Genomic DNA, 19,367 nt, shown 5'->3' with positions numbered 1-19,367 from the left:
CTAGGCACGTCACCCCAAGAAGCGCCGGCCCAAGGGGCCGGTCCGGCGCGCGCCCGGCACCTTCGGTGCTATTCGGGCGCAAGGAAGGCGCGTGTGTGCGGTGGGCGCTGTGGCGTTGGCCGCAAGGAAGGCTGAGGCGCGGAGGCTCCCAGCCAACCGCCGGAATGCCCCCCTCACCCCCGCAGCCAATCCCGCGCGACCTCCAGCCGCTCGGTGCCCGCCAACCCCTGCACCCGCTCCAGCTCCGAGAACAGCCCCGCGCGGCGGGCCTTGCCCATAGCGACCCCGGCCTCGGGCCAGAAGGCGCGCAGCTCCAGCGCCGAACCGCTGCGCTTCACCTCCATGCGCCCGATCAGCCGGTCGCCCTGCAGCACCGGGAAGACGTAGTAGCCGTAGCGCCGCTTGGCCTCGGGCGTGAAGATCTCGATCCGGTAGTGAAAGCCGAACAGCCGCTCGGCCCGGGCGCGGTCGCGCAGCGCGGGATCGAAGGGCGACAGGAGCCGCACCCGCGCCGAGGGCTGCGGCAGGGCCCGCGCCTCGGCCAGCGCGTCCTCGGTGGTGTAGCTCCGTCGGAGGCTGCCGTCGGCCAAAGCCACCTCGACCTCGCGGATGCGGCCCTCGGCAAGCGCCCGGGCGCACCAGTCGCGGGCCTCGGCGCGGGTGACGATCTCGAAGAAGCCAGCAAGCTCGCCGCTGGTGGCGAAGCCCAGCCGCGCCAAGGCCGCCGACATGGCCCAGTCGATCACCCCGGCGTCCGGCACGAAGGCGTTGAGCGCCTCGGGCGGGATCACCCGCTCGGCCAGGTCGTAGACCTTCTGGAAACCCGCGCGGTGACAGACCGAGAGCCGCCCCGAGCGCCAGAGAAACTCCAGCGCGGTCTTCGAGGGGTGCCAGTCCCACCAGCCCGAGGAGCCCTTGGGGGCGTCGCCGCCCAGATCGCGCGAAGCCGCCGGGCCATGCTCTGCGATATGGGCCAGAACTCCCTCGAGCTCCTCCTGCCAGCCAGCGCGGCGGGCGGCGGGCCAGCGCGCCAGCATGCGCGCGCGGTCGCGCTCGAACTTCAGCCGCCACATCGGATAGGCCGCCATGGGGATCACCGAGGCGTCATGGGTCCAATGCTCGAAGGCGCTGCGGCGGTGCGACACGAGGCGCGAGAGCGCCGCCGGCCGGTAGCGCCCGCGCCGCGCCCAGAGGATCAGGTCATGCGCCCGGGCCAGCGTGTTGACGCTGTCGACCTGCACGAAGCCGAGCTGGTCGAGCACCGTCTCGAGGTCCTGGCCGCGCCCCGGCCCGCCGCCCGGCGCGAGCAGCAGGTGACGGTCGAGGAAGAGTCGCCGCGCGGTGGCGTTGTCGAGCCGGTCGAGGGTCATCCGCGCAGCCTAACGCGCCGGGCGGCAGGGGGAAGGGGCGCTTTGGGCTTGGCGCCTTGCCCGCACGCCCAACGCCGCCCCTTGTCGCCGCCAAGCGCCCACCGCCAATCCCCCCTGTTACCGCCGCGCCCGAGCCGCCATACTGCGCCGAGCCGCCCTAACCCGCCTCCGACCCCAGGACATACGATGCCCGACAGCTCCCAGCGCCGGATCACCATCCTCGACGTCGCGCGCGAGGCCGGCGTCTCGAAATCCACCGTCTCGCTGGTGCTGCGCGGCTCCTCGCTGGTCAATTCCGAGACCCGCGACCGGGTCACCGCCGCGGCCGAGCGGATCGGCTATGTCTACAACCGCGGCGCGGCGGCGCTGCGCTCGGCCAGCAGCTCCTTCGTGGCGCTGGTGATCCCGGACCTGGTGAACCCCTTCTTCGCCCAGCTCGCCGTCGCCGTGGAAGAGGCGCTTTCGGCCCGGGGTTTCGTGCCGCTTCTGGCCAATACCAACGACGACCCGGCGCGCGAGCGCGAGCTTCTGCGCTCGATGCGCGAACACGGGGCGGCAGGCGTGATGATCAGCCCCGCGCAGGGCTCGGACGGCGCACACCTGGCCGAGCTGGGCCTGCCCATCGTGACCATGATGCGCCGACCCGCCCCGGGCTCAGGTCTGCCCTACGTCGGGCCGGACAACGGTGATGGCGCGCGCCAGCTTGCGCGGCACCTGGTCGGGCTCGGGCATGACCACCTGGCCTTCCTCGGCGGCATGGCGGGCATGGCGACCCAGCGCGAGAGGCTCTCGGGCCTGCGCGCGGGGCTCGCCGAGGCAGGGCTCGATCCCGACCGCGTCGTGGAGGTCGTCGACGCCCTGCCCTCGCGGGCGGGCGGGCACGAGGCGGCACAAGCGCTCCTGGAGCGCACCGAAGGCGGCCCGCGGCCCGGCGCGCTGGTGGCCTACAACGACATCGTGGCTTTCGGCGTCGGCGCGGCGCTACAAGCCCGCGGGCTCGGCATCGGCCGCGACATCGCGCTGACGGGCTTCGACAATATCGCCGAGACCGCGCATCACGCGCCGCCGCTGACCACGGTCGACGTGCAGATCGACGAGCTGGGCCGCGCCGCCGCCGGGGCACTCCTGTCCCGGATCAGCGGCGAGACGGTGCCCGAAGAGACGATCCTGCCGACGCGCCTGGTGGTGCGCGCCTCCTGCGGCGCGGGCTGAGGCCCCTAGCCCGTCACCAGGATCGCGCGGAAGTCGTTCACATTGGTCAGCGTCGGGCCGGTGACCACCTGCCCGCCGATGTCCCCGAAAAAGCCATGCGCGTCGTTGCTGGCCAGCGCCGCCTCCGGCTCGCACCCCACCGCGCGGGCACGGGCCAGCGTCTCGGGGCCGATGACCGCGCCCGCGACCTCGGCGGCGCCGTCGACCCCGTCGGTATCGCAGGCGATGGCGGAGATGCCGGGCTGTCCGTCGAGGGCCAGCGCCAGGGCCAGGGCGAACTCGGCGTTCGGCCCGCCCGAGCCCGCGCCGCGCCGGGTCACGGTGCATTCGCCGCCCGAGAGCAGCAGGAGCGGCGCCTCGCCGGGGCGCAGGCCCGCCTGCCGCGCGCGAGCCAGCCGGGCTTGCTCTGTCGCCAGCGCGCGGGCCTCGCCTTCGAGCGCATCGCCCAGGATCTCGACCCGGCATCCGGCCTTGCGGCCGAGCTCGGCGGCGGCCTCCAGCGATTGCGAGGGCGCGGCGATGAGCCGGGTCTCGGCGCGCGCGAGCCGCGCATCGCCGGGCGGGATCACGCCGGTCTCACCGGAGAGCAGCTCCTCGACCGAGGGCGGCACCGCGATGCGATAGCGGTCAAGGATCGCCCGGGCCTCCGCCGGGGTCGAATGGTCCCCCACCGTGGGCCCCGAGGCGATGGCCGGGAGCGCATCCCCCGCCACGTCCGAGATCACCAGCGCGGTCATCGCCGCCGGCGCGGCCGCGGCGGCAAGCTGCCCGCCCTTCACCGCGCTCAGATGCTTGCGCAGGGTGTTCATCTCTTCGATGGGCGCGCCCGAGGCCAGGAGCGCCTCGTTGATCGCGCGCTTTTCGGGCAGCGTGACCCGCCCGGCGGGCGCCACCAGCAGCGCCGAGGCCCCGCCGGAGATCAGCGCCAGCACCTGGTCGTCCGGGCCGAGCGCTTTGAGCCGCGCCAGCATCCGGCGGGTGCCCTCTTCGCCGCGCGCGTCCGGCACGGGATGGGCGGCCGAGAGGATCTCGATGCCTTCGGTTCTCCGCTCGTAACCGTCGCGGGTGATCACCAGTCCCTCGCAGGGGCCCCAGGCCGCCTCGACCGCCTCGGCCATGCGGGCGGCGGCCTTGCCCGCGCCCACCACCAGCGGCCGCCCGGGCGGGCGCGGCGGCAGCGCGCGCGGCAGGCAGCGCATCGGGTCGGCGGCGGCCACGGCGGCGTCGAAGAGCGCGCGCAATAGGGTCTCGGGCTCTTGGGTCATCGCGTCTCTCCCAGGCTCGAGCGGCGGGCCACAAGCTCCACCGGCAGGCGGCGGGTGTCGGGCGGGCGTTCGCCGTCGTCGATCCAGGCCAGCAGCGTCCGCGCCGCGTCGCGGCCGAAACGGGTGGTGTTGCAGCGCACGGAACTGAGCTGCGGATAGACCAGCGAGCATTCCTCGATGTCGTCGAAACCGACGAGGCGGAAGGCCTCGCCCAGGGGCACGCCGGCCTCGGCGAAGCCCGAGAGCATGCCCAGCGCCACGAGGTCGCTAAAGCAGACCGCCGCGTCGACCTCGGGGTGGGACCGCGCCAGCTCCAGCGCCAGCTCGCGGCCGAAGCTGCGCGAGGGCCGGCCCGGGAAGACCCGGGGCGCGCGGCCCTCGGCCTCCATGACGCCCGCGTAGCCCTGCATGCGTTCGAGCGTGATCGGCCGGTCCTCGAGCCCGCCGACGAAGGCGATGCGCCGGGCACCCGCCTCGACCAGGTGCCGTGCCGCGAGCCGCCCGCCCTCGGCGTAATCAAGCGAGGCGAAGGGAAAGAGATCGGTGCGCGGATCGACCATGCGCAAGACCTGCATGCAGGGCACCCCGGCCCGGGCGATGCGGTCGAAGCCGGAAGGGTCGCCATAGGCCGGCGAGATCACCATGGCGGTGACCCCGTGTTCGATCATCGAGTCGATCACCTGGGCCTGAAGCGCCGGGTCCTCGTCGGTATTGGCGATCACCGTGGCGAAGCCGCGTTCGGCGAAGCCCATCTGCGCGCTGGCGGCGAACTCGGTGAAGAAAGGGTTGCGCAGGTCGTTGATCACCAGGCCCACGAGCCCCTTGGCCGCGCCGCGCAACCCCGCCGCGGCGCGGTTGTAGACGTAGTCGAGCTCCGCCATGGCCACCTCGACCTGCGCCCGGGTGCTGTCGCGCACCAGCTGCGAGCCCTGCAGGACCAGCGAGACGGTGGATTTCGACACCCCCGCCCGCTGGGCGACATCGCGGATCGTGGCGCGGCGCGGCATGGTCTCAGCCAAGCCCGTGCAGTTTCAGCAGGCAGCCCATGCGGTCCTCGGCCAGATCGGGCCGCGCCAGGAGCCGCGCCTGGTCGGCGAGGCGGTAAATCTCGGCGTAATGGGTGATCTCGCGCGAGGACTGGAAGCCCGCGGGCATGATGAAATGCTCCTGCGCGCCATTGAGCCAGGCCAGGAAGGCGATGCCCGCCTTGTAGAAGCGCGTCGGCGCTTTGAAAATCTCGCGCGAGAGCGGGACCGTCGGGGCGAGAAGCGCGTGATAGGTCTCGCGGTCGTCCCGGGCCAGCGCCTCGAGCGCCTGGCTCGCCGCCGGGCCGATGGCCGCGAAGGCCCCGAGAAGCGCGTGGGAATGATGCGCTCCGTCGCCCTCGATCAGCGGGGCGTAGTTGAAGTCATCGCCGGTATAGAGCCGCACGCCCGCGGGCAGCCGGGCGCGGAAAGCTTCCTCATGGGCCTGGTCGAGCAGGGAAATCTTGATCCCGTCGACCTTGTCGCGATGGGCCTCGATGATCGCGAGGACGGCATCCGAGGCGGCGGCCACGTCCCGCGCGCCCCAGTAACCGGCCAGCGCCGGGTCGAACATCTCGCCCAGCCAATGCAGGATCACCGGCTCCGTGGCCTGGTCGAGCAGGCGCCCGTAGACCCGGGCGTAGGTCTCGGCATCGGCGCCCATGGCCGGCAGCGTCCGGGTCGCCATGAGGATGACCTGCCCGCCCTCGGCCTCGATCGCCTCCATCTGTTCGGCATAGGCGGCGATGATGGCCCTCTCGTCGCGCAGGTCCTCGGGCGGACACTGATCGGTGCCCGCGCCGCAGGCGACGCGCGGCTTCAGGGGATGCGCCTTCGCCTCGCGCATGGTCCGCGCGATCAGCTCGCGCGCGGTCGGCCAATCGGTGCCCATGCCGCGCTGCGCGGTGTCCATGGCCTCGGCCAGGCCCAGTCCCTGGTCCCAGAGCCAGTGCCGGAAGCGGAGCGTGTTCTCCCAGTCGACCGCCGGCGCGCCGACCCAGGGGTCGCGTTCGCCCAAGGGGTCGGAGACGATATGCGCCGCGGCGAAGGCGGTGCGGGTCAGCGGCACCTCGGGGGCGCGCGGGGTCAGGGGCGTGCCGGAAAGCGCATAGGCTTCCAGGCGGCGGTCGGCGGTGGGCAGGGTCAGCATGGAGCTCTCCGGCAGGGACAGGATCAGCGGTCGGCGACGGGCAGGTCGAAGACCAGGAGGCCGTCGCGCCCGCCCTCGGCATGGGCGGTCAGGCGCTGGCCGAAGCGGATGTGGTCGGGATGCGCCTGGTAGGCGGCCAGCGCCTCCCAATCGGCGAAATCGGCGGTGAAGCCGTGCATGTAGCCGCGTTCGATCTGCTCGGGGCTTTCGCTTTGGCCCGAGGCGATGCCGAGAAGCCCCGGCAGCTGGCCCTCGATCTGGTGCAGCTCTTCCCAGAGCCCGGCGATCTTTGCCTCTGTGGTGCCGGGGGCGAAGCGGACAAGGACGATGTGGCGGATCATGCGGGCACTCCATGGTCGGCGCGGATCATGTCGGCGGCCTTTTCGCCGATCATGATCGCCGCGGCGTTGGTGTTGGACGAAATCAGCGTCGGCATGATCGAGGCGTCGGCGACGCGCAGCCCCTCGATGCCGTTGAAGCGCAGCCGGGGGTCGAGCACGGCCCCGGGGTCGCTGCCCATCCGGCAGGTGCCGGCGGGGTGGTGCGAGGTTTTGGAGTGGCGGCAGATGAAGTCGAAATACTCCGCCTCCGTCCGCACCTCCGGCCCCGGCAGCCGCTCGGCGCGCACGAAGGGCTTCAGCGGGGCCTGCGCCATGATCTCCTGCGTGAGCTTCAGCCCGCGGATCGACATCTCGCGGTCATGCGGATCGGCGAGGTAGTTCGGGTCGATCAGCGGCGCCTCCGCCGGATCGGCGCTGCGCAGCCGGACCGACCCGCGCGAGCGCGGCCGCAGGTAGCAGGAGTTCAGCGTCACCCCGCCGTCGGGCATGGCCTCGACGCCCGCCTCGATGCCGGTGCCGAGCCCGAAGTGGAACTGCAGGTCCGGCGAGCGCGCGCCCGGCTCGGCATACCAGAAGCCGCCGGTCTCGAAGAGGCTCGAGGCCACCGGCCCGCTGCGCGAGACCAGGTATTGCAGCCCCGCCAGCACCGACCAATGCGGCTTGGCATAGCGGTCGTAGCTGTGCGGGCCGGTCAGCTCGGAGATGCAGTAGAGATCGAGGTGATCCTGCAGCTCCGCGCCAACGCCGGGCTGGTCGCACACGGGTGTGATGCCCAGCTCGCGCAGCGCGTCGGCGGGCCCGATGCCCGAAAGCTGCAGAAGCCGCGGCGAGCCGATGGCGCCCGAGGCCAGGATCACCTCGGCCGCGGCGGTGATGCGGCTGCCGTCGATCATCTCGACGCCCCGGGCGCGGCCCTGGGTGACGGTGATCCGCCGCACCTGCGCGCCGGTCCGCACGGTCAGATTGGGCCGGTCGCGGTTCGGCGCGAGATAGGCCATTGCCGCCGAGGAGCGCCGCGCGTCGCGCTGGGTGAGCTGGTAGAAGCCCACGCCGTCCTGGCTGGCGCCGGTCAGGTCGTGGTTGCGCGGGATGCCGAGCTCGGCGGCGGCCTCGAAATAGGCCTGGCAGACCGGCAGCGGCGCGCGCGGCTGCGAGACCCCCAGCGGGCCGCCGCGCCCGTGGTAGCGGTCGTCGAAACTGTCGTTGTCCTCGGCCTTGCGGAAATAGGGCAAGACGTCGTCATAGCCCCAGCCGGTGCAGCCCTTCTGGCGCCATTCGTCGTAATCGAGCGGGTTGCCGCGGGTGTAGATCTGCGCATTGATCGAGGAGCCGCCGCCGATCACCTTGGCCTGGGTGTAGCGGAAGACCCGGTCCTGCATGTGGCGCTGCGGCACGCTGCTCCAGCCCCAGCTGCCGATGCCCTTGGTCATCTTCGCGAAGCCCACGGGCAGGTGGTAGAAGGGATGCCGGTCGCGCCCGCCCGCCTCGAGCAGCAGGACCCGCGCGGCGGGGTCCTCGGAGAGCCTTGCGGCCAGCACGCAGCCCGCGCTGCCGCCGCCGATGATGATGAAATCGTATCCGTCTGCCATGGTCCGTCCTCAGAGCCGCGGAATGGAGAGGCCGCCGTCGACCCGGATCGCGCTGCCGGTGGCAAAGGCCATGCGGCCCTCGGCGATGGGCAGCACCACGTCGGCGATGTCGCCGGGCCGTCCCCAGCGCGCCGCGGGCACCAGCCCGCCGGCGATGCGGCTGTCGTATGTGTCCTTCACGCCGGCGGTCATGCCGGTCTCGATGATGCCGGGGCGGATTTCGAAGACGCCGATGCCATGCGGTGCGAGGCGCACGGCGAAGAGCTCGGACATCATCGCCGCGCCCGCCTTGGAGATGCAGTATTCGGCGCGTTCCACCGACACCATGTCGGCGCTGACCGAGGTCACGAAGCTGATCGAGCGGTAGCTCTCCTCGGGGCGGGCGAGCATCCGCCGCGCCACTTCCTGGGCCAGGAAGAAGGCGCCGCGCAGGTTCACGCCCAGCACGAAATCGAAGCTGTCGGGCTCCATCTCCAGCATGTCGCCGCGCCGCTTGGCGGGCACGCCCGCGTTGGAGACAAGGCAGGTGACCGGCCCGAGGTCGGCCTCCACCCGGTCGAGCAGGCCCGCGTGCCCCTCGATCGCCTGGAGGTCATGGGCGTAGTAGCGCGCCTGCGGGCCGAGCCGGTCCAGCGCGTCCTGCACCTCGGGGCTGTCGGCGGGGCTGCGCGAGGCCAGCGCCACGGCGAAGCCCGCCTCGGCCAGGGTCTCGGCGATGCCGAGGCCGATGCCTCTCTGGCCGCCGGTGATCAATGCGACACGGGTCATGCTGCAAGGTCCTTCTTGATGGTATCCGCCGCGCGCAGCGCCAGCGCGGCCACGGTGAGCGCCGGGTTCACGGCGGCCGAGGTCGGCAGGGCGCCGGCATCGGCGATGAAAAGGTTGGGGTGGTCCCAGGCGCGGCCCTCGGGATCGGCGACCGAGCAGGCCGGATCCGCGCCGATCCGCAGCGTGCCGCATTGGTGCGAGGGCACCCGCCCGTCGAAGAGCCGCGACAGCACGATCGGGAAGCCCGCCGCCCGGAAGGTCTGGCGCGCCCTGGCCACCAGCTTGCGGTGCGCCACCATGTTGGAGCGCCGCCAGGCCAGCCGGATCTCTCCGCCCGCAAGCGTGACCCGGCTTTCCGGATCGGGCAGATCCTCCGAGATCAGATAGGCGTCGATGGCATGGCCCGAGATCCAGCGCGCCGCGGCGCGCGGCAGGGTCGGCACTTGGATCTTCAGGATCTCCGGCACCACCCGGCCCAGGAGCTGCAGGTTGCCGAGCGGCGGCCCACCCTGCCCGTCCGAGAGATACCAGTCGTTGATCCCGAAGGTCTTCTGGTAGGTGCTGTCGTTGCGAAAGCGCGGGTCGATGGCGATCATCGCGCTGGCGTTGTGGTTCATGAAGCAGCGCCCGACCTGGTCGTTGCCGAGCCCCGCGCGCAGCATCAGCGCCGCCGATTGCACGGCCCCGGCGCAGAGCGCCACGGTGCCCGGCGTCAGGTGATGCGTCGCGCCGTCCTTTTCATAAGTGACCCGCGTGATGCGCCGCCCGTCGGACCCGGCGGTGAGCCCGGTCACCCGCGCGCCGGTCACCAGCTCGACGTTGTCATGCGCGAGCGCCGCGGCCAGCCCGCAGGTCTCGGCGTCCATCTTGCCGCAGCGCTGGTCGGGATAGCCGTCCCAGCCGGTGCGCCCGGCGGCGAGCCAGCGGTCGACGTCGACGCCGAGCGGCAGGCTGAAGGGCCGCACGCCCGCCCGCGCCAGCCGGGCGCGCACCGCCGCGATGGCGGGCTCATCGGGCACCGGCGGATGCGGATAGGCCGTGCTGTGGGGCGGCTCGCTTGCGTCCGAGTCGGCATCCCCGCGCACCTGGTAGAGCGCCTCGGCACGGTCGTACCAGGGCGCAAGCTCGGCATAGCCGAAAGGCCAGGCCGGAGAGAGGCCCTCGTGATGGGCCATCTCGTCGAAATCCTCGGAGCGGTAGCGCATCAGCACCGCGCCGTAGAACTTCGAGTTGCCGCCGACGTTGTAGTAATTGCCGGGCGAAAAGCGCCGCCCGGCGCCGTCGAGCCAGGTCTCGGGGTCGCGGAAGGCACCCCGGCCATGCACCGCGGCGGGGTCGCGCGCCGGGGCATCGGCGGCAATCGGCGCGCCGCGTTCGAGGATCACGATCCGCGCGCCGCTGGGCGCCAGGCCCGCGGCCAGGCTTGCGCCGCCCATGCCGCTGCCGATCACCACGATATCCGGGGAGCCTGTCATGCCGCCTCAGCCGATCCGCATTTCCGTTTTGGGATCGAAGGCCACCGCCTTGTCCATGTTGATGGCAAAGGGGAAGGTCTCGCCCGCGCGCACCGGCACATCGGCGCGGAAGCGGCCGGTGACCTCGCGCCCGCCCATCTGGCTGACCACGAAGATGTCCGATCCCGCCGGCTCGGTGACCTCGACCCGCGCGTCGATGACCTGCAGCGCCCGGGCGTTGCGGTCCGCGCCCTCGCGGTCGGTGATCGCCTCGGGCCGGATGCCGAGCATGATCTCGCGGCCCTCCTGGCCCGCGAAGCCCTCGGCGAAGGGCAGCCGCGCCAGGCTGCCGTCGCCGAGCCGGATTTCGGCGGCCGGGCGGCCCTCATGCCCCGTCACCCGGGCCGGGAAGAGGTTCATCGAAGGCGAGCCCATGAAGCCCGCCACGAACATGTTGGCCGGGTTGTCGTAGATCTCCTTCGGCGTGCCCAGCTGCTGCACATGACCCCCATACATCACCGCGATCCGGGTCGAGAGGGTCAGCGCCTCGATCTGGTCATGGGTGACATAGACCACCGTGGTGCCGAGCTTCTGGTGCAGCTTCTTGATCTCGGTGCGCATGTCGACGCGCAGCTTGGCGTCGAGGTTCGACAAGGGCTCGTCGAAGAGGAAGACGTCGGGGTCGCGGGTCAGCGCCCGGCCCATGGCGACGCGCTGGCGCTGGCCGCCCGAAAGCTGGCCGGGCTTGCGGTCCAGAAGCGGCTCGATCTGCAGAAGCTGCGCCACATCGGCGATCTTGCGCTCGCGCTCGGGCTTGGGGATGCCGTGCATCTCCATGCCGAAGGCGATGTTCCCGCGCACCGTCATGTTGGGGTAGAGCGCGTAGCTCTGGAAGACCATGGCGATGTTGCGCTCGGCCGGCTTCACGCCGTTCATGCTGCGCCCGCGGATCGCGATGTCGCCCGAGCTCACCTCTTCGAGGCCGGCGATCATGTTGAGAAGCGTGGACTTGCCGCAGCCCGAGGGGCCGACCAGCACGAGGAACTCGCCCTCTTCGACCGAGATGTCGGTCTCGTGCAGCACCTTGACCGCGCCGTAGGACTTGGTGGCCTGTTTGATGTCGAGAAAGCCCATGGGTTTATCCTTTCACGGAACCGGCCATCAGACCGCGCACGAAGAAGCGCCCGGCGACGGCATAGACGAACAGGGTGGGCAGTGCGGCCATGATCGCACCGGCGAAGTGGACATTGTACTCCTTCACGCCGGTCGAGGACTGCACCAGGTTGTTGAGCGCCACGGTCATCGGCTGGCTGTCGAAGTCCGAGAAGGAGGCGCCGAAGAGGAAGTCGTTCCAGATGTTGGTGAACTGCCAGATCACGCAGACCACCGCGATCGGCCCCGAGGAGGGCAGAAGGATGCGCCAGAAGATCCGGAAGAAGCCCGCGCCGTCGATCTGCGCGGCGCGCACCAGCTCGGTCGGGAAGGCGGCGTAGTAGTTGCGGAAATAGAGCGTCGAGAAGCCGATCCCGTAGACGAAATGCACGAAGACCAGCCCCGGCACGCTGCCCGCGAGCCCCATCAGCCCCAGCATCCGCGCCATCGGGATCAGCACCATCTGGAAGGGGATGAAGCAGCCGAAGAGCAGCAGCCCGAAGGCCAGCGTCGCGCCGCGAAAGCGCCACTTGGTCAGCACGTAGCCGTTGAGCGCGCCCGCCACCGTCGAAAGCGCCACCGCCGGCACGACCATCAGGATCGAGTTGATGAAATAGGGCCTGAGACCCGTGGCCTCGACGCCGACCTGGGCGCTCGACCAGGCGGCGCGCCAGGGCGCCGTGGTCCAGTCGCCGGGCAGCGCCATCATCCCGCCCGCGGTGATCTCGGAAAGCGGCTTCAGCGAGTTCGAGAGCATCACGTAAAGCGGCAGCAGGTAATAGAGGCAGAACAGGATCAGCACGGCGTAGAGGGCAAACCGGGGCAGCCGCGCGGCAAGCCGCGCTCCGCCGGCCCGGCGGGCGGGACGCGCGGTCCCGGCCTCGGCCGCCATGGATGTGGAAGCACTGGCCATCACGACTTCTCCCTGAGTTCGGACCAGAGGTAGGGCACGATGATCGCCGCGATGGTCATCAGCATGATCACCGCCGAGGCCGCGCCGATCCCCATCTGGTTGCGCGTGAAGGTGTAGGAATACATGAAGGTCGCCGGCAGTTCGGTCGCCGTGCCCGGCCCCCCGCCGGTCAGCGCGATGACCAGGTCGTAGGACTTGATCGCCATATGCGCGAGCACCACGAAGGCCGACATGAAGGCGGGGCGCAGCTGCGGGATGACGATGCGCCGGTAGAGCGCAAAGCTCGTCGCCCCGTCGATCTGCGCGGCGCGCAGCATCTCGCTGTCGATGCCCCGCAGCCCGGCGAGGAACATTGCCATGACGAAGCCCGAGGTCTGCCAGACCGCGGCGATGACGATGGTGTAGATCGCCATGTCGCTGTCCTTGATCCAGCCGAAGCTGAAGCTCTCCCAGCCCCAGCCGCGCACCACCGCCTCGAGGCCGATGCCGGGGTCCAGGAACCACTTCCAGGCGACGCCGGTCACGATGAAGCTCAGCGCCATCGGGTAGAGGTAGATGGTGCGGATCGCCCCCTCGGCGCGGATCTTCTGGTCGAGCAGGATCGCCAGCATCAGCCCCAGCGCGCAGCAGATCGCGATGTAGAGCAGCCCGAAGATCGCCAGGTTGGCGACCGCGGTGTCCCAGGCCCGGATGCGGAAGAGGTTCTCGTAGTTCTGCCAGCCGACCCATCCGAAGGACGGCAGGATCCGGCTGTCGGTGAAGGACAGGTAAAGCGTGAAGGCGATGAAGCCGTAGACGAAGACCGCGACCAAAGCGACGGTCGGGCTCAGGACGAGTTTCGGCAGGGCGTCGCGCAGCCGGTCGGCGGCGCCGGGCCCGCGCCCCGTCTCGGAGAGGGACATGGCGGTTCTCCCGGTTGAAGGCTTGGGTCGGGGGCGGCAGGCACCGCCCCCGGGAGGACGGATCACCGGTTGATCTGCACCGCGGTCACCAGCTCCTCGACGGCGACCTCGCTGTCGTATTCGCCGTTGAAATGCGCGGTCACGACGTCATACATCGCGTTCTTCACCGCCGCCGGGTTGGCGTGGCCATGCGCGAAGGAGCCCATGAGGTTGCCGCTTTCGGCCGCCGCCTTGAACTGCGCGTAGCCCTGCTGACCGCAGGCATCGAGGGCATCGACCTCGAGGTCGGTGCGCGCCGGAACCGAGCCCTTCACCTTGTTGAAGGCGATCTGGAACTCGGGCGAGAGGATCGCTTGGGCCAGGGCGGCCTGCTCGTCCGAGACGGCGCCCGACTGGTCGAACATGGCGAACTGGTCGGAGTTGAAGATCACCTGGTCCTGGGTGCCCGGGAAGCGGAAGCAGAGGAAGTCCTCGCCCGGCGTCTCGCCGGCGTTCAGGAACTCGCCCTTGGCCCAGTCGCCCATCATCTGGAAGGCGGCCTCGTCGTTGATGACCATGGCCGTGGCGAGGTTCCAGTCGCGGCCCGAGAAGTTGTCGTCGACATAGCCGCGGAGCGTGGCCATGCGGTCGAAGACCTGGCGCATGGTGTCCGAGGCCAGCGTGTCCTCGTCGAGATCGATGAAGGCCTCTTGGTAGAACTCCGGGCCGCCGGTGGCCATGGCGACGGCGTCGAAGACGGTCGCGTCCTGCCAGGGCTGGCCGCCATGGGCGAGCGCGACATAGCCCGCCTCCTGCGCGGCCTCGAGCGCGGCGACGAAGCCGTCCCAGTCCTGCGGCGGCTCGAGGTCCAGCTCGGCGAGGATCCCCGCGTTGGCCCAGACCCAGTTGGTCGAATGCACGTTCACCGGGGCTGCGACCCACTGGCCGTCATGGGTGGCGAAGCGCTGGATCGCCGCGGGGATGACCTGGTTCCAGCCCGCCGCCTCGGCGATCGGGTTGAGGTCGGCCAGGGCGTCCTCGGCGGCCCAGTCCTGGATGTCGAAGCCCAGCATCTGCACCGCGGTGGGTGCATTGCCCGAGGTGACGCGGGCGCGCAGCACCGTCATCGCCTGGGTGCCGCCGCCACCGGCGACCGGCATGTCCTGCCAGCCGATGCCCTGCCCGCCGAGGTCGTCCTTCAGCACGTTGAGCGCCGCGGCCTCGCCGCCGGCAGTCCACCAGTGCAGGACCTCCACATCCTCGGCCTGGCCCGCGGTCGCGGTTCCCACCAGGGCGAGCGCCGTCATAGTTGCTGTCAGTCTACGCATGGTTCTCCTCCTTCTTGCGTATCCTCGCGTGATCCGTGCGCTCAAAGCGGCGCGGACCCTTGCACCCAGGGCGCCCGCGATCCGCGGCCGATCCGCATGGTCACGGTCTTCGCCTCCAGGAACTCCTCCAGCCCGTAGCGGCCGAGCTCGCGGCCCTGCCCGCTTTCCTTCATTCCCCCGAAGGGCATCTCGGGGAAGCCGTCCATCCAGGTGTTGGTCCAGACCGTCCCGGCCTCGGCGCGGCGCGCGAAGTCGAGGCAGGTGTGCACGCTCTCGCTCCAGACCCCGGCGGAGAGCCCGTAGCTGGCGTCATTGGCCAGGGCGACGGCCTCCTCGAAGTTTGAGAAGCGCAGCACCGCCAGCACCGGGCCGAAGACCTCGGCGCGGGCGATGGCCATCTCGGGGCGCACCTCGGACAGGATCGTCGGCTGGTAGAACTGGCCCGAAAGCCCCGGCACCGGCAGGCCCGCGCCGCCCAGCCGCAGCCAGGCGCCGCCCGCCACGGCGTCCTGCACATGGGCGTCGATCTGGTCCTGGTGCTCGGGCGAGATGATCGCGCCAACCTTGGTCGCGGGATCGAGCGGGTCGCCGAAGGGCACCGCGCGCGACAGCGCCACGACCTTCTCGATCAGCGCCTCGGCCACGTCCTCGTGGACGATCACCCGCGAGGAGGAATTGCAGCATTCCCCGGCGTTGAAATAGACGCCGAAGGCGATGGCATCGGCGGCGGCATCGAGGTCGGCGTCGGGAAAGACCACCTGCGGGTTCTTGCCGCCCAGCTCCAGCGAGACCTTCTTGAGCGTGCCCGAGGCCGCGGCGGTGATCGCCTTGCCGACCCCGGTGGAGCCGGTGAAGGTCACCATGTCGACGCGGGCATCCTCGGTCATCGCCATGCCGACCGGGTCGCCATGGCCCAAGACGATGTTGACCACGCCGTCCGGCAGCCCCGCCTCGATCAGCAGCTCGCCCAGCATCACGGTGCTCGAGGGCGTCAGCTCGGAGGGTTTGACCACCGCCGTGCAGCCCGCCGCCAGCGCGAAGGGCAGCTTCTGGCTGACGATCAGAAAGGGGAAGTTCCAGGGCGTGATCACCGAGACGACGCCCACCGGCTCCTTCAGGACGACGCCCAGGATGTCGGGGCCGAGCGTGTTGTGGCTTTCGCCGTGCATGGTCCGCGCCAGCGAGGCCGCGTAGCGCCAGAGATCGGCGGCGCCGGCCACCTCGTCCCGCGCCTGGGAGATCGGCTTGCCGGATTCCAGCGTCTCGATCCGCGCGATCCGGTCCAGGTCGCGCTCGATCAGGTCGGCCACGCGCAAGAGGAGCGCCGCCCGCGCCTTGCCGTCCCGGCGCGACCAGTCGCCCGCGTCGAAGGCGGCGCGCGCCACGGCCACCGCCTCGGAGACCTCCGCTCGCCCGCCCTCGGCGGCGGTGCTGACCAGCAGGCCATGGGCGGGCGAGCGGCGCTCGATCACCGCGCCGTCGGCGCTGTCGCGGAAGGTGCCGCCGATCAGGTGGCGGGCGCGGAAAGGCCGGTCCTCGGGGGTCGCCGCGGCGGCGGAGATCACGGTCAGCTTGGTCATTCTCAGGTCCCGGTGAAGTTCGGTTTGCGTTTCTCGGCGAAGGCGGCGACACCCTCGTCGCGGTCCCCCGTGGCGCCGGCCATGCCGCCGCCCAGGGCCTCGATCATCGCGGCGCGGTCCTCGCCCGCCGCGGCGTGGATCATGTATTTCGCCACTTCCACGGCGCGCGGCGAGGTGCCGGTCAGCCGCTCGGCCATGGCGAAGGCCGCGGCCTCGGGCGCCTCGGCCAGCTCGCAGGCAAAACCCAGCGCAAGCGCCCGCTCGGCGGAGATGCGGCGTCCGAAGAGCGCCATCTCCTTGACCGCGGGCTCGCCGATCAGCCGCAGGAGCCGCTGGGTCCCGGACCAGCCGGGCACGATGCCGACCCCGGCCTCGGGCAGCGCCAGGGTGGCGACTGGCGCCATGACCCGCGCGTCGCAGGCCGCCGCAAGCTCGAGCCCGCCGCCGAAGGCATGGGCGCCCAGCGCCGCGACGCTCGGCAGCGAGAGCCGCGCCAGCCGGTCGAAGACCCGATGGCCCGCGCGCACCCAGTGCCGGGCGAAATCGGCCGGCGCCAGCGCCGACCAGGCGGCGATGTCGGCGCCCGCGCAGAAAGCCTTGGCGGGCGCGGCGGTCAGCACCAGCGCGCGCAGCGCGGGGTCGGCCTCGATCTCGGCGCAATGCGCCTCGAGCGCGGCCAGCATCTCGGGCGTGAAGGCGTTGAGCTTGGCGGGGTTGTCGAGCCGCAGCTCGACGACCGCGCCGTGCCGGATGAGGTCGAGCCCGCTCATAGCGCCAGCTCCATCGGCCCCTCGGCGAAGAGCGCGCGCGGCATTTCGGTCGCACCCTCGGCGATCTGCACCCGGCCCTCGGATGCCGCCACGATGTCGCGCGCGGGATCGACGCCCGGCATGATCTCGGTCGCCAAAAGCCCCGCCTCGGTCAGCCGGATCACGCAGCGCTCGGTGATATAGAGCACTTCCTGCCCGGTCTCCCGCGCGCGGGCGCCCGAAAAGGTGACATGCTCGACCGCGTCGACCATCTTGGTAAATTTGCCCGGCGCGCGGACGGTCAGCCCGTCCTGGCCGAGCGCCAGGTCCGCCCCGGCCTCGAAGAGCCCCGAGAAGACGATCTTGCGGGCATGGGCGGTGATGTCGACGAAGCCGCCGCAACCGGCGGTCAGATAGGGCTTCTTGCCAAGCTTCGAGACGTTGACGTTGCCCGTCCGGTCGACCTCGAGGAAGGACAGGAAGGACAGGTCGAAGCCGCCGCCCTGGAAATAGGTGAACTGCTGCGGCGAGGGCATATAGGCGTCGGCGTTGGAGGCGCAGCCGAAGGCGAAGTCGAGAAGCGGCATGCCGCCTGTCGCGCCCTGTTCGATGGCCCAGGTCACGGCGTCCGGCTCTCCGGCCTCCAGAAGGATGCGCGGCACCAGCGCCGAGATCCCGAAGCCCAGGTTGGCGGTCATCCCCCGCGACAGCTCCATCGCGGCGCGGCGGGCCAGGAGCTTCTCCACCCCCGCGGGCGCGGCGCTGAAGCTCGACCAGGGACGCATGATCTCGCCCGAGATGGCCGGGTCATAGAGCGTCTCGGTGGTCTGGCGCTGCTCGGCATCGACGACCACCAGGTCGACCAGGTGCCCCGGCACCCGCACATCATGCGGGCGCAGCGAGCCTGAGGCGGTCACGCGCTTGACCTGCGCGATCACCAGCCCGCCGTGGTTGCGCACCGCGATGGCCTGTTCGAGCCCGCCGAGATAGGCGCCCTCGTGTTCATAGGTCAGGTTGCCGCGCTCGTCGGCGGTGGTGGCGCGGATCACCGCCACGTCGGGCACGATGTTGGGGAAATGCAGCCAGGTCTCGCCGCCCATCTCCTGGCGGCTGACGATCGGGGCCTCGGCGGCGGCGGCATTCATCGCGCAGCCCTCGCGCCGGGGATCGACAAAGGTGTCGAGCCCGACCTTGGTCAGCACCCCGGGCCGGCGCGCGGCCACGTCGCGATGCATGTCGAAAAGGATGCCGGAGGGCACATTGTAGGCCGCGACCCGGTTCTCGGTCAGCATCTTCCATATCTCGGGCATCGGCAGCGAGGACGGCCCCGAGGGATAGGAGCCCGCGATGATCCGGCTCAGCAGCCCGTCGCGGGCGATGTGGTCGATGCCCTTGATGCCGTACATGTCGCCGGCGGCGATCGGATGCAGGGTGGTCAGCCCGCGCGGGTGGCCCTCGGCCTCGAAGCGGGCGCCGATCGCGGAGAGCACCGCGTCCGGGCAGCCCAGCCCCGAGGAGGAGGAGACCGTGACCACCGCGTCATCCGCGATGTGCTGCGCGGCCTCGGCCGCCGAGACGATCCGCGCCATGTTCAGAGCCCCCCGTAATCTACGTCGACCGCCCGGCCGGTCCGGGCCGCCTCGCGCACCGCCAGCGCCACGGCGAGGGATTTCACCCCGTCGACGCCATCGGCCGAGGGCGCGCCCGCGTCCCGGGCCGCCGCGGTGAAGAGCGCCAGCGCCCGGTGGTAGAGGTTGTGCCCCTCGAAGGGCAGCGCCCGGCGGCCCTCGGCGTCCTCGATCCAGACCTCGCCCACCGGCTCCTGGGTCATCACGCCGCGCGCGAAGATTGAACCCTCGGTGCCGTGGATCTCGAGCCCGGTGCCGGCGAACCGGTGGGTGAAGCTTTCGTGCGACTGCACCATGACGCCCGAAGGCATCGACCAGACCGACATCACGCTGTCCTCGACGCCCTGCCCGAGCCCGCTTTCGCCCGCCCGTGCCACGACCCGCGCCGGGTCCTCGCCGAGGTGGAAGCGCACGGTGTCGGCGTCATGCACGGTGATGTCGGGGATCACCCCGCCGCCCGCCGCCGCATCGGCCACGCGCCAGCCGCGCAGCTCCTCGGGCAGCGAGACGGCGTGGAAGACCCGCATGCTGAGAAGCGTGCCGATCCGGCCTGCGCTCACCGCCTCTCGGATCGCCAGATGGGCGCCCGCGTTGCGCAGGTGGTGGTTGGTGCCGAAGGTGACGCCCGCGTCGCGCGCCGCCGAGACCATCTCGACCGCCTGGGCGAGGTCCATGGCGAGCGGCTTCTCGCAGAGCACATGCTTGCCCGCCGCGATGGCCGCCATGGCCTGCGGGAAGTGCTTTTCGTTGGTGGTGGAGATGTAGACGGCCTCGACATCCGCGCCCAGCGCCGCGTCCAGATCGGTGGTGCTGCGGGCGATGCCGTGGCGCTCCGCATAGCTGCGCCCGCGCTCGGTATCGGAGCTGAGGACAGTGGTGATCTCGGCCCCCTCCTGCGCCCGGATCGCGTCGATCATGTAGGATGAGGCGATCCGGCTCGCCCCCAGCAATGCCCAGCGCAT

General features: G+C 71.2%; 17 protein-coding genes. 1 reads left to right on the top strand and 16 read right to left on the bottom strand.

Annotated features, from left to right (window positions below):
- Window positions 1–173 precede the first annotated feature (173 nt).
- Entirely contained in the window at window positions 174–1,370 is a 1,197-nt protein-coding gene (locus tag LR948_RS06795; RefSeq protein ID WP_232753240.1) for a winged helix-turn-helix domain-containing protein, read from the bottom strand.
- Window positions 1,371–1,556: 186 nt separating this feature from the next.
- Here LR948_RS06795 and LR948_RS06790 point away from each other — a divergent pair, with 186 nt between their 5' ends.
- A complete protein-coding gene (locus LR948_RS06790; protein WP_232753239.1) occupies window positions 1,557–2,582 on the top strand; it encodes a LacI family DNA-binding transcriptional regulator in 1,026 nt (341 codons plus the stop codon).
- Between the two features lie 5 nt (window positions 2,583–2,587).
- On the opposite strand, the gene LR948_RS06785 is transcribed toward LR948_RS06790, so the two are convergent.
- The 15 genes from LR948_RS06785 to LR948_RS06715 all read right to left on the bottom strand — a co-directional run bounded on the left by LR948_RS06785 (window position 2,588) and on the right by LR948_RS06715 (window position 19,367).
- Complete coding sequence (locus tag LR948_RS06785) at window positions 2,588–3,847, bottom strand: glycerate kinase (protein WP_232753238.1); 1,260 nt, start codon at window positions 3,845–3,847, stop codon at window positions 2,588–2,590.
- Entirely contained in the window at window positions 3,844–4,866 is a 1,023-nt protein-coding gene (locus LR948_RS06780; RefSeq protein ID WP_232753237.1) for a LacI family DNA-binding transcriptional regulator, read from the bottom strand. The genes LR948_RS06785 and LR948_RS06780 overlap by 4 nt, the downstream gene beginning before the upstream one ends.
- A complete protein-coding gene (locus tag LR948_RS06775) occupies window positions 4,859–6,022 on the bottom strand; it encodes a dihydrodipicolinate synthase family protein (protein ID WP_232753236.1) in 1,164 nt (387 codons plus the stop codon). Before LR948_RS06775 ends, LR948_RS06780 begins: the two co-directional genes overlap by 8 nt.
- Before the next feature lie 23 nt (window positions 6,023–6,045).
- Window positions 6,046–6,363, bottom strand: a complete 318-nt coding sequence (locus LR948_RS06770) for a Dabb family protein (RefSeq protein ID WP_232753235.1) — start codon at window positions 6,361–6,363, stop codon at window positions 6,046–6,048.
- The gene (locus tag LR948_RS06765) at window positions 6,360–7,952 is read right to left on the bottom strand and encodes a GMC family oxidoreductase (RefSeq protein WP_232753234.1); all 1,593 of its coding nucleotides are present in this window, start codon (window positions 7,950–7,952) and stop codon (window positions 6,360–6,362) included. The genes LR948_RS06770 and LR948_RS06765 overlap by 4 nt, the downstream gene beginning before the upstream one ends.
- Window positions 7,953–7,961: 9 nt before the next feature.
- Entirely contained in the window at window positions 7,962–8,720 is a 759-nt protein-coding gene (locus LR948_RS06760; RefSeq protein WP_232753233.1) for a 3-ketoacyl-ACP reductase, read from the bottom strand.
- A complete protein-coding gene (locus LR948_RS06755; RefSeq protein ID WP_232753232.1) occupies window positions 8,717–10,195 on the bottom strand; it encodes an FAD-dependent oxidoreductase in 1,479 nt (492 codons plus the stop codon). The genes LR948_RS06760 and LR948_RS06755 overlap by 4 nt, the downstream gene beginning before the upstream one ends.
- A 6-nt stretch (window positions 10,196–10,201) precedes the next feature.
- Window positions 10,202–11,308, bottom strand: a complete 1,107-nt coding sequence (locus LR948_RS06750; RefSeq protein WP_232753231.1) for an ABC transporter ATP-binding protein — start codon at window positions 11,306–11,308, stop codon at window positions 10,202–10,204.
- 4 nt (window positions 11,309–11,312) lie between these two features.
- Window positions 11,313–12,239, bottom strand: a complete 927-nt coding sequence (locus LR948_RS06745; RefSeq protein ID WP_232753230.1) for a carbohydrate ABC transporter permease — start codon at window positions 12,237–12,239, stop codon at window positions 11,313–11,315.
- Window positions 12,239–13,141 carry a carbohydrate ABC transporter permease gene (locus tag LR948_RS06740; RefSeq protein ID WP_232753229.1) on the bottom strand — a complete coding sequence of 301 codons (903 nt, stop codon included), beginning with the start codon at window positions 13,139–13,141 and terminating at the stop codon, window positions 12,239–12,241. The genes LR948_RS06745 and LR948_RS06740 overlap by 1 nt, the downstream gene beginning before the upstream one ends.
- Window positions 13,142–13,203: 62 nt before the next feature.
- Window positions 13,204–14,448, bottom strand: coding sequence for an ABC transporter substrate-binding protein (locus tag LR948_RS06735; protein ID WP_232753228.1), 1,245 nt, complete (start codon window positions 14,446–14,448; stop codon window positions 13,204–13,206).
- Window positions 14,449–14,489: 41 nt separating this feature from the next.
- The gene (locus LR948_RS06730) at window positions 14,490–16,028 is read right to left on the bottom strand and encodes an aldehyde dehydrogenase family protein (RefSeq protein WP_232753227.1); all 1,539 of its coding nucleotides are present in this window, start codon (window positions 16,026–16,028) and stop codon (window positions 14,490–14,492) included.
- A gap of 2 nt (window positions 16,029–16,030) precedes the next feature.
- Window positions 16,031–16,798: an enoyl-CoA hydratase/isomerase family protein gene (locus LR948_RS06725; RefSeq protein WP_232753226.1), complete on the bottom strand. Its 768-nt coding sequence runs from the start codon at window positions 16,796–16,798 to the stop codon at window positions 16,031–16,033.
- Entirely contained in the window at window positions 16,795–18,366 is a 1,572-nt protein-coding gene (locus tag LR948_RS06720) for an acyl CoA:acetate/3-ketoacid CoA transferase (protein WP_232753225.1), read from the bottom strand. The genes LR948_RS06725 and LR948_RS06720 overlap by 4 nt, the downstream gene beginning before the upstream one ends.
- A 2-nt stretch (window positions 18,367–18,368) precedes the next feature.
- Window positions 18,369–19,367 (bottom strand): Gfo/Idh/MocA family protein, encoded by a 999-nt coding sequence (locus LR948_RS06715; protein WP_232753224.1) that lies wholly within the window; start codon window positions 19,365–19,367, stop codon window positions 18,369–18,371.

It is taken from the genome of Roseivivax sp. GX 12232 (assembly GCF_021272185.1).
Lineage (GTDB): Bacteria > Pseudomonadota > Alphaproteobacteria > Rhodobacterales > Rhodobacteraceae > Roseivivax.
This window is presented reverse-complemented; position numbering and strand designations above follow the sequence as displayed.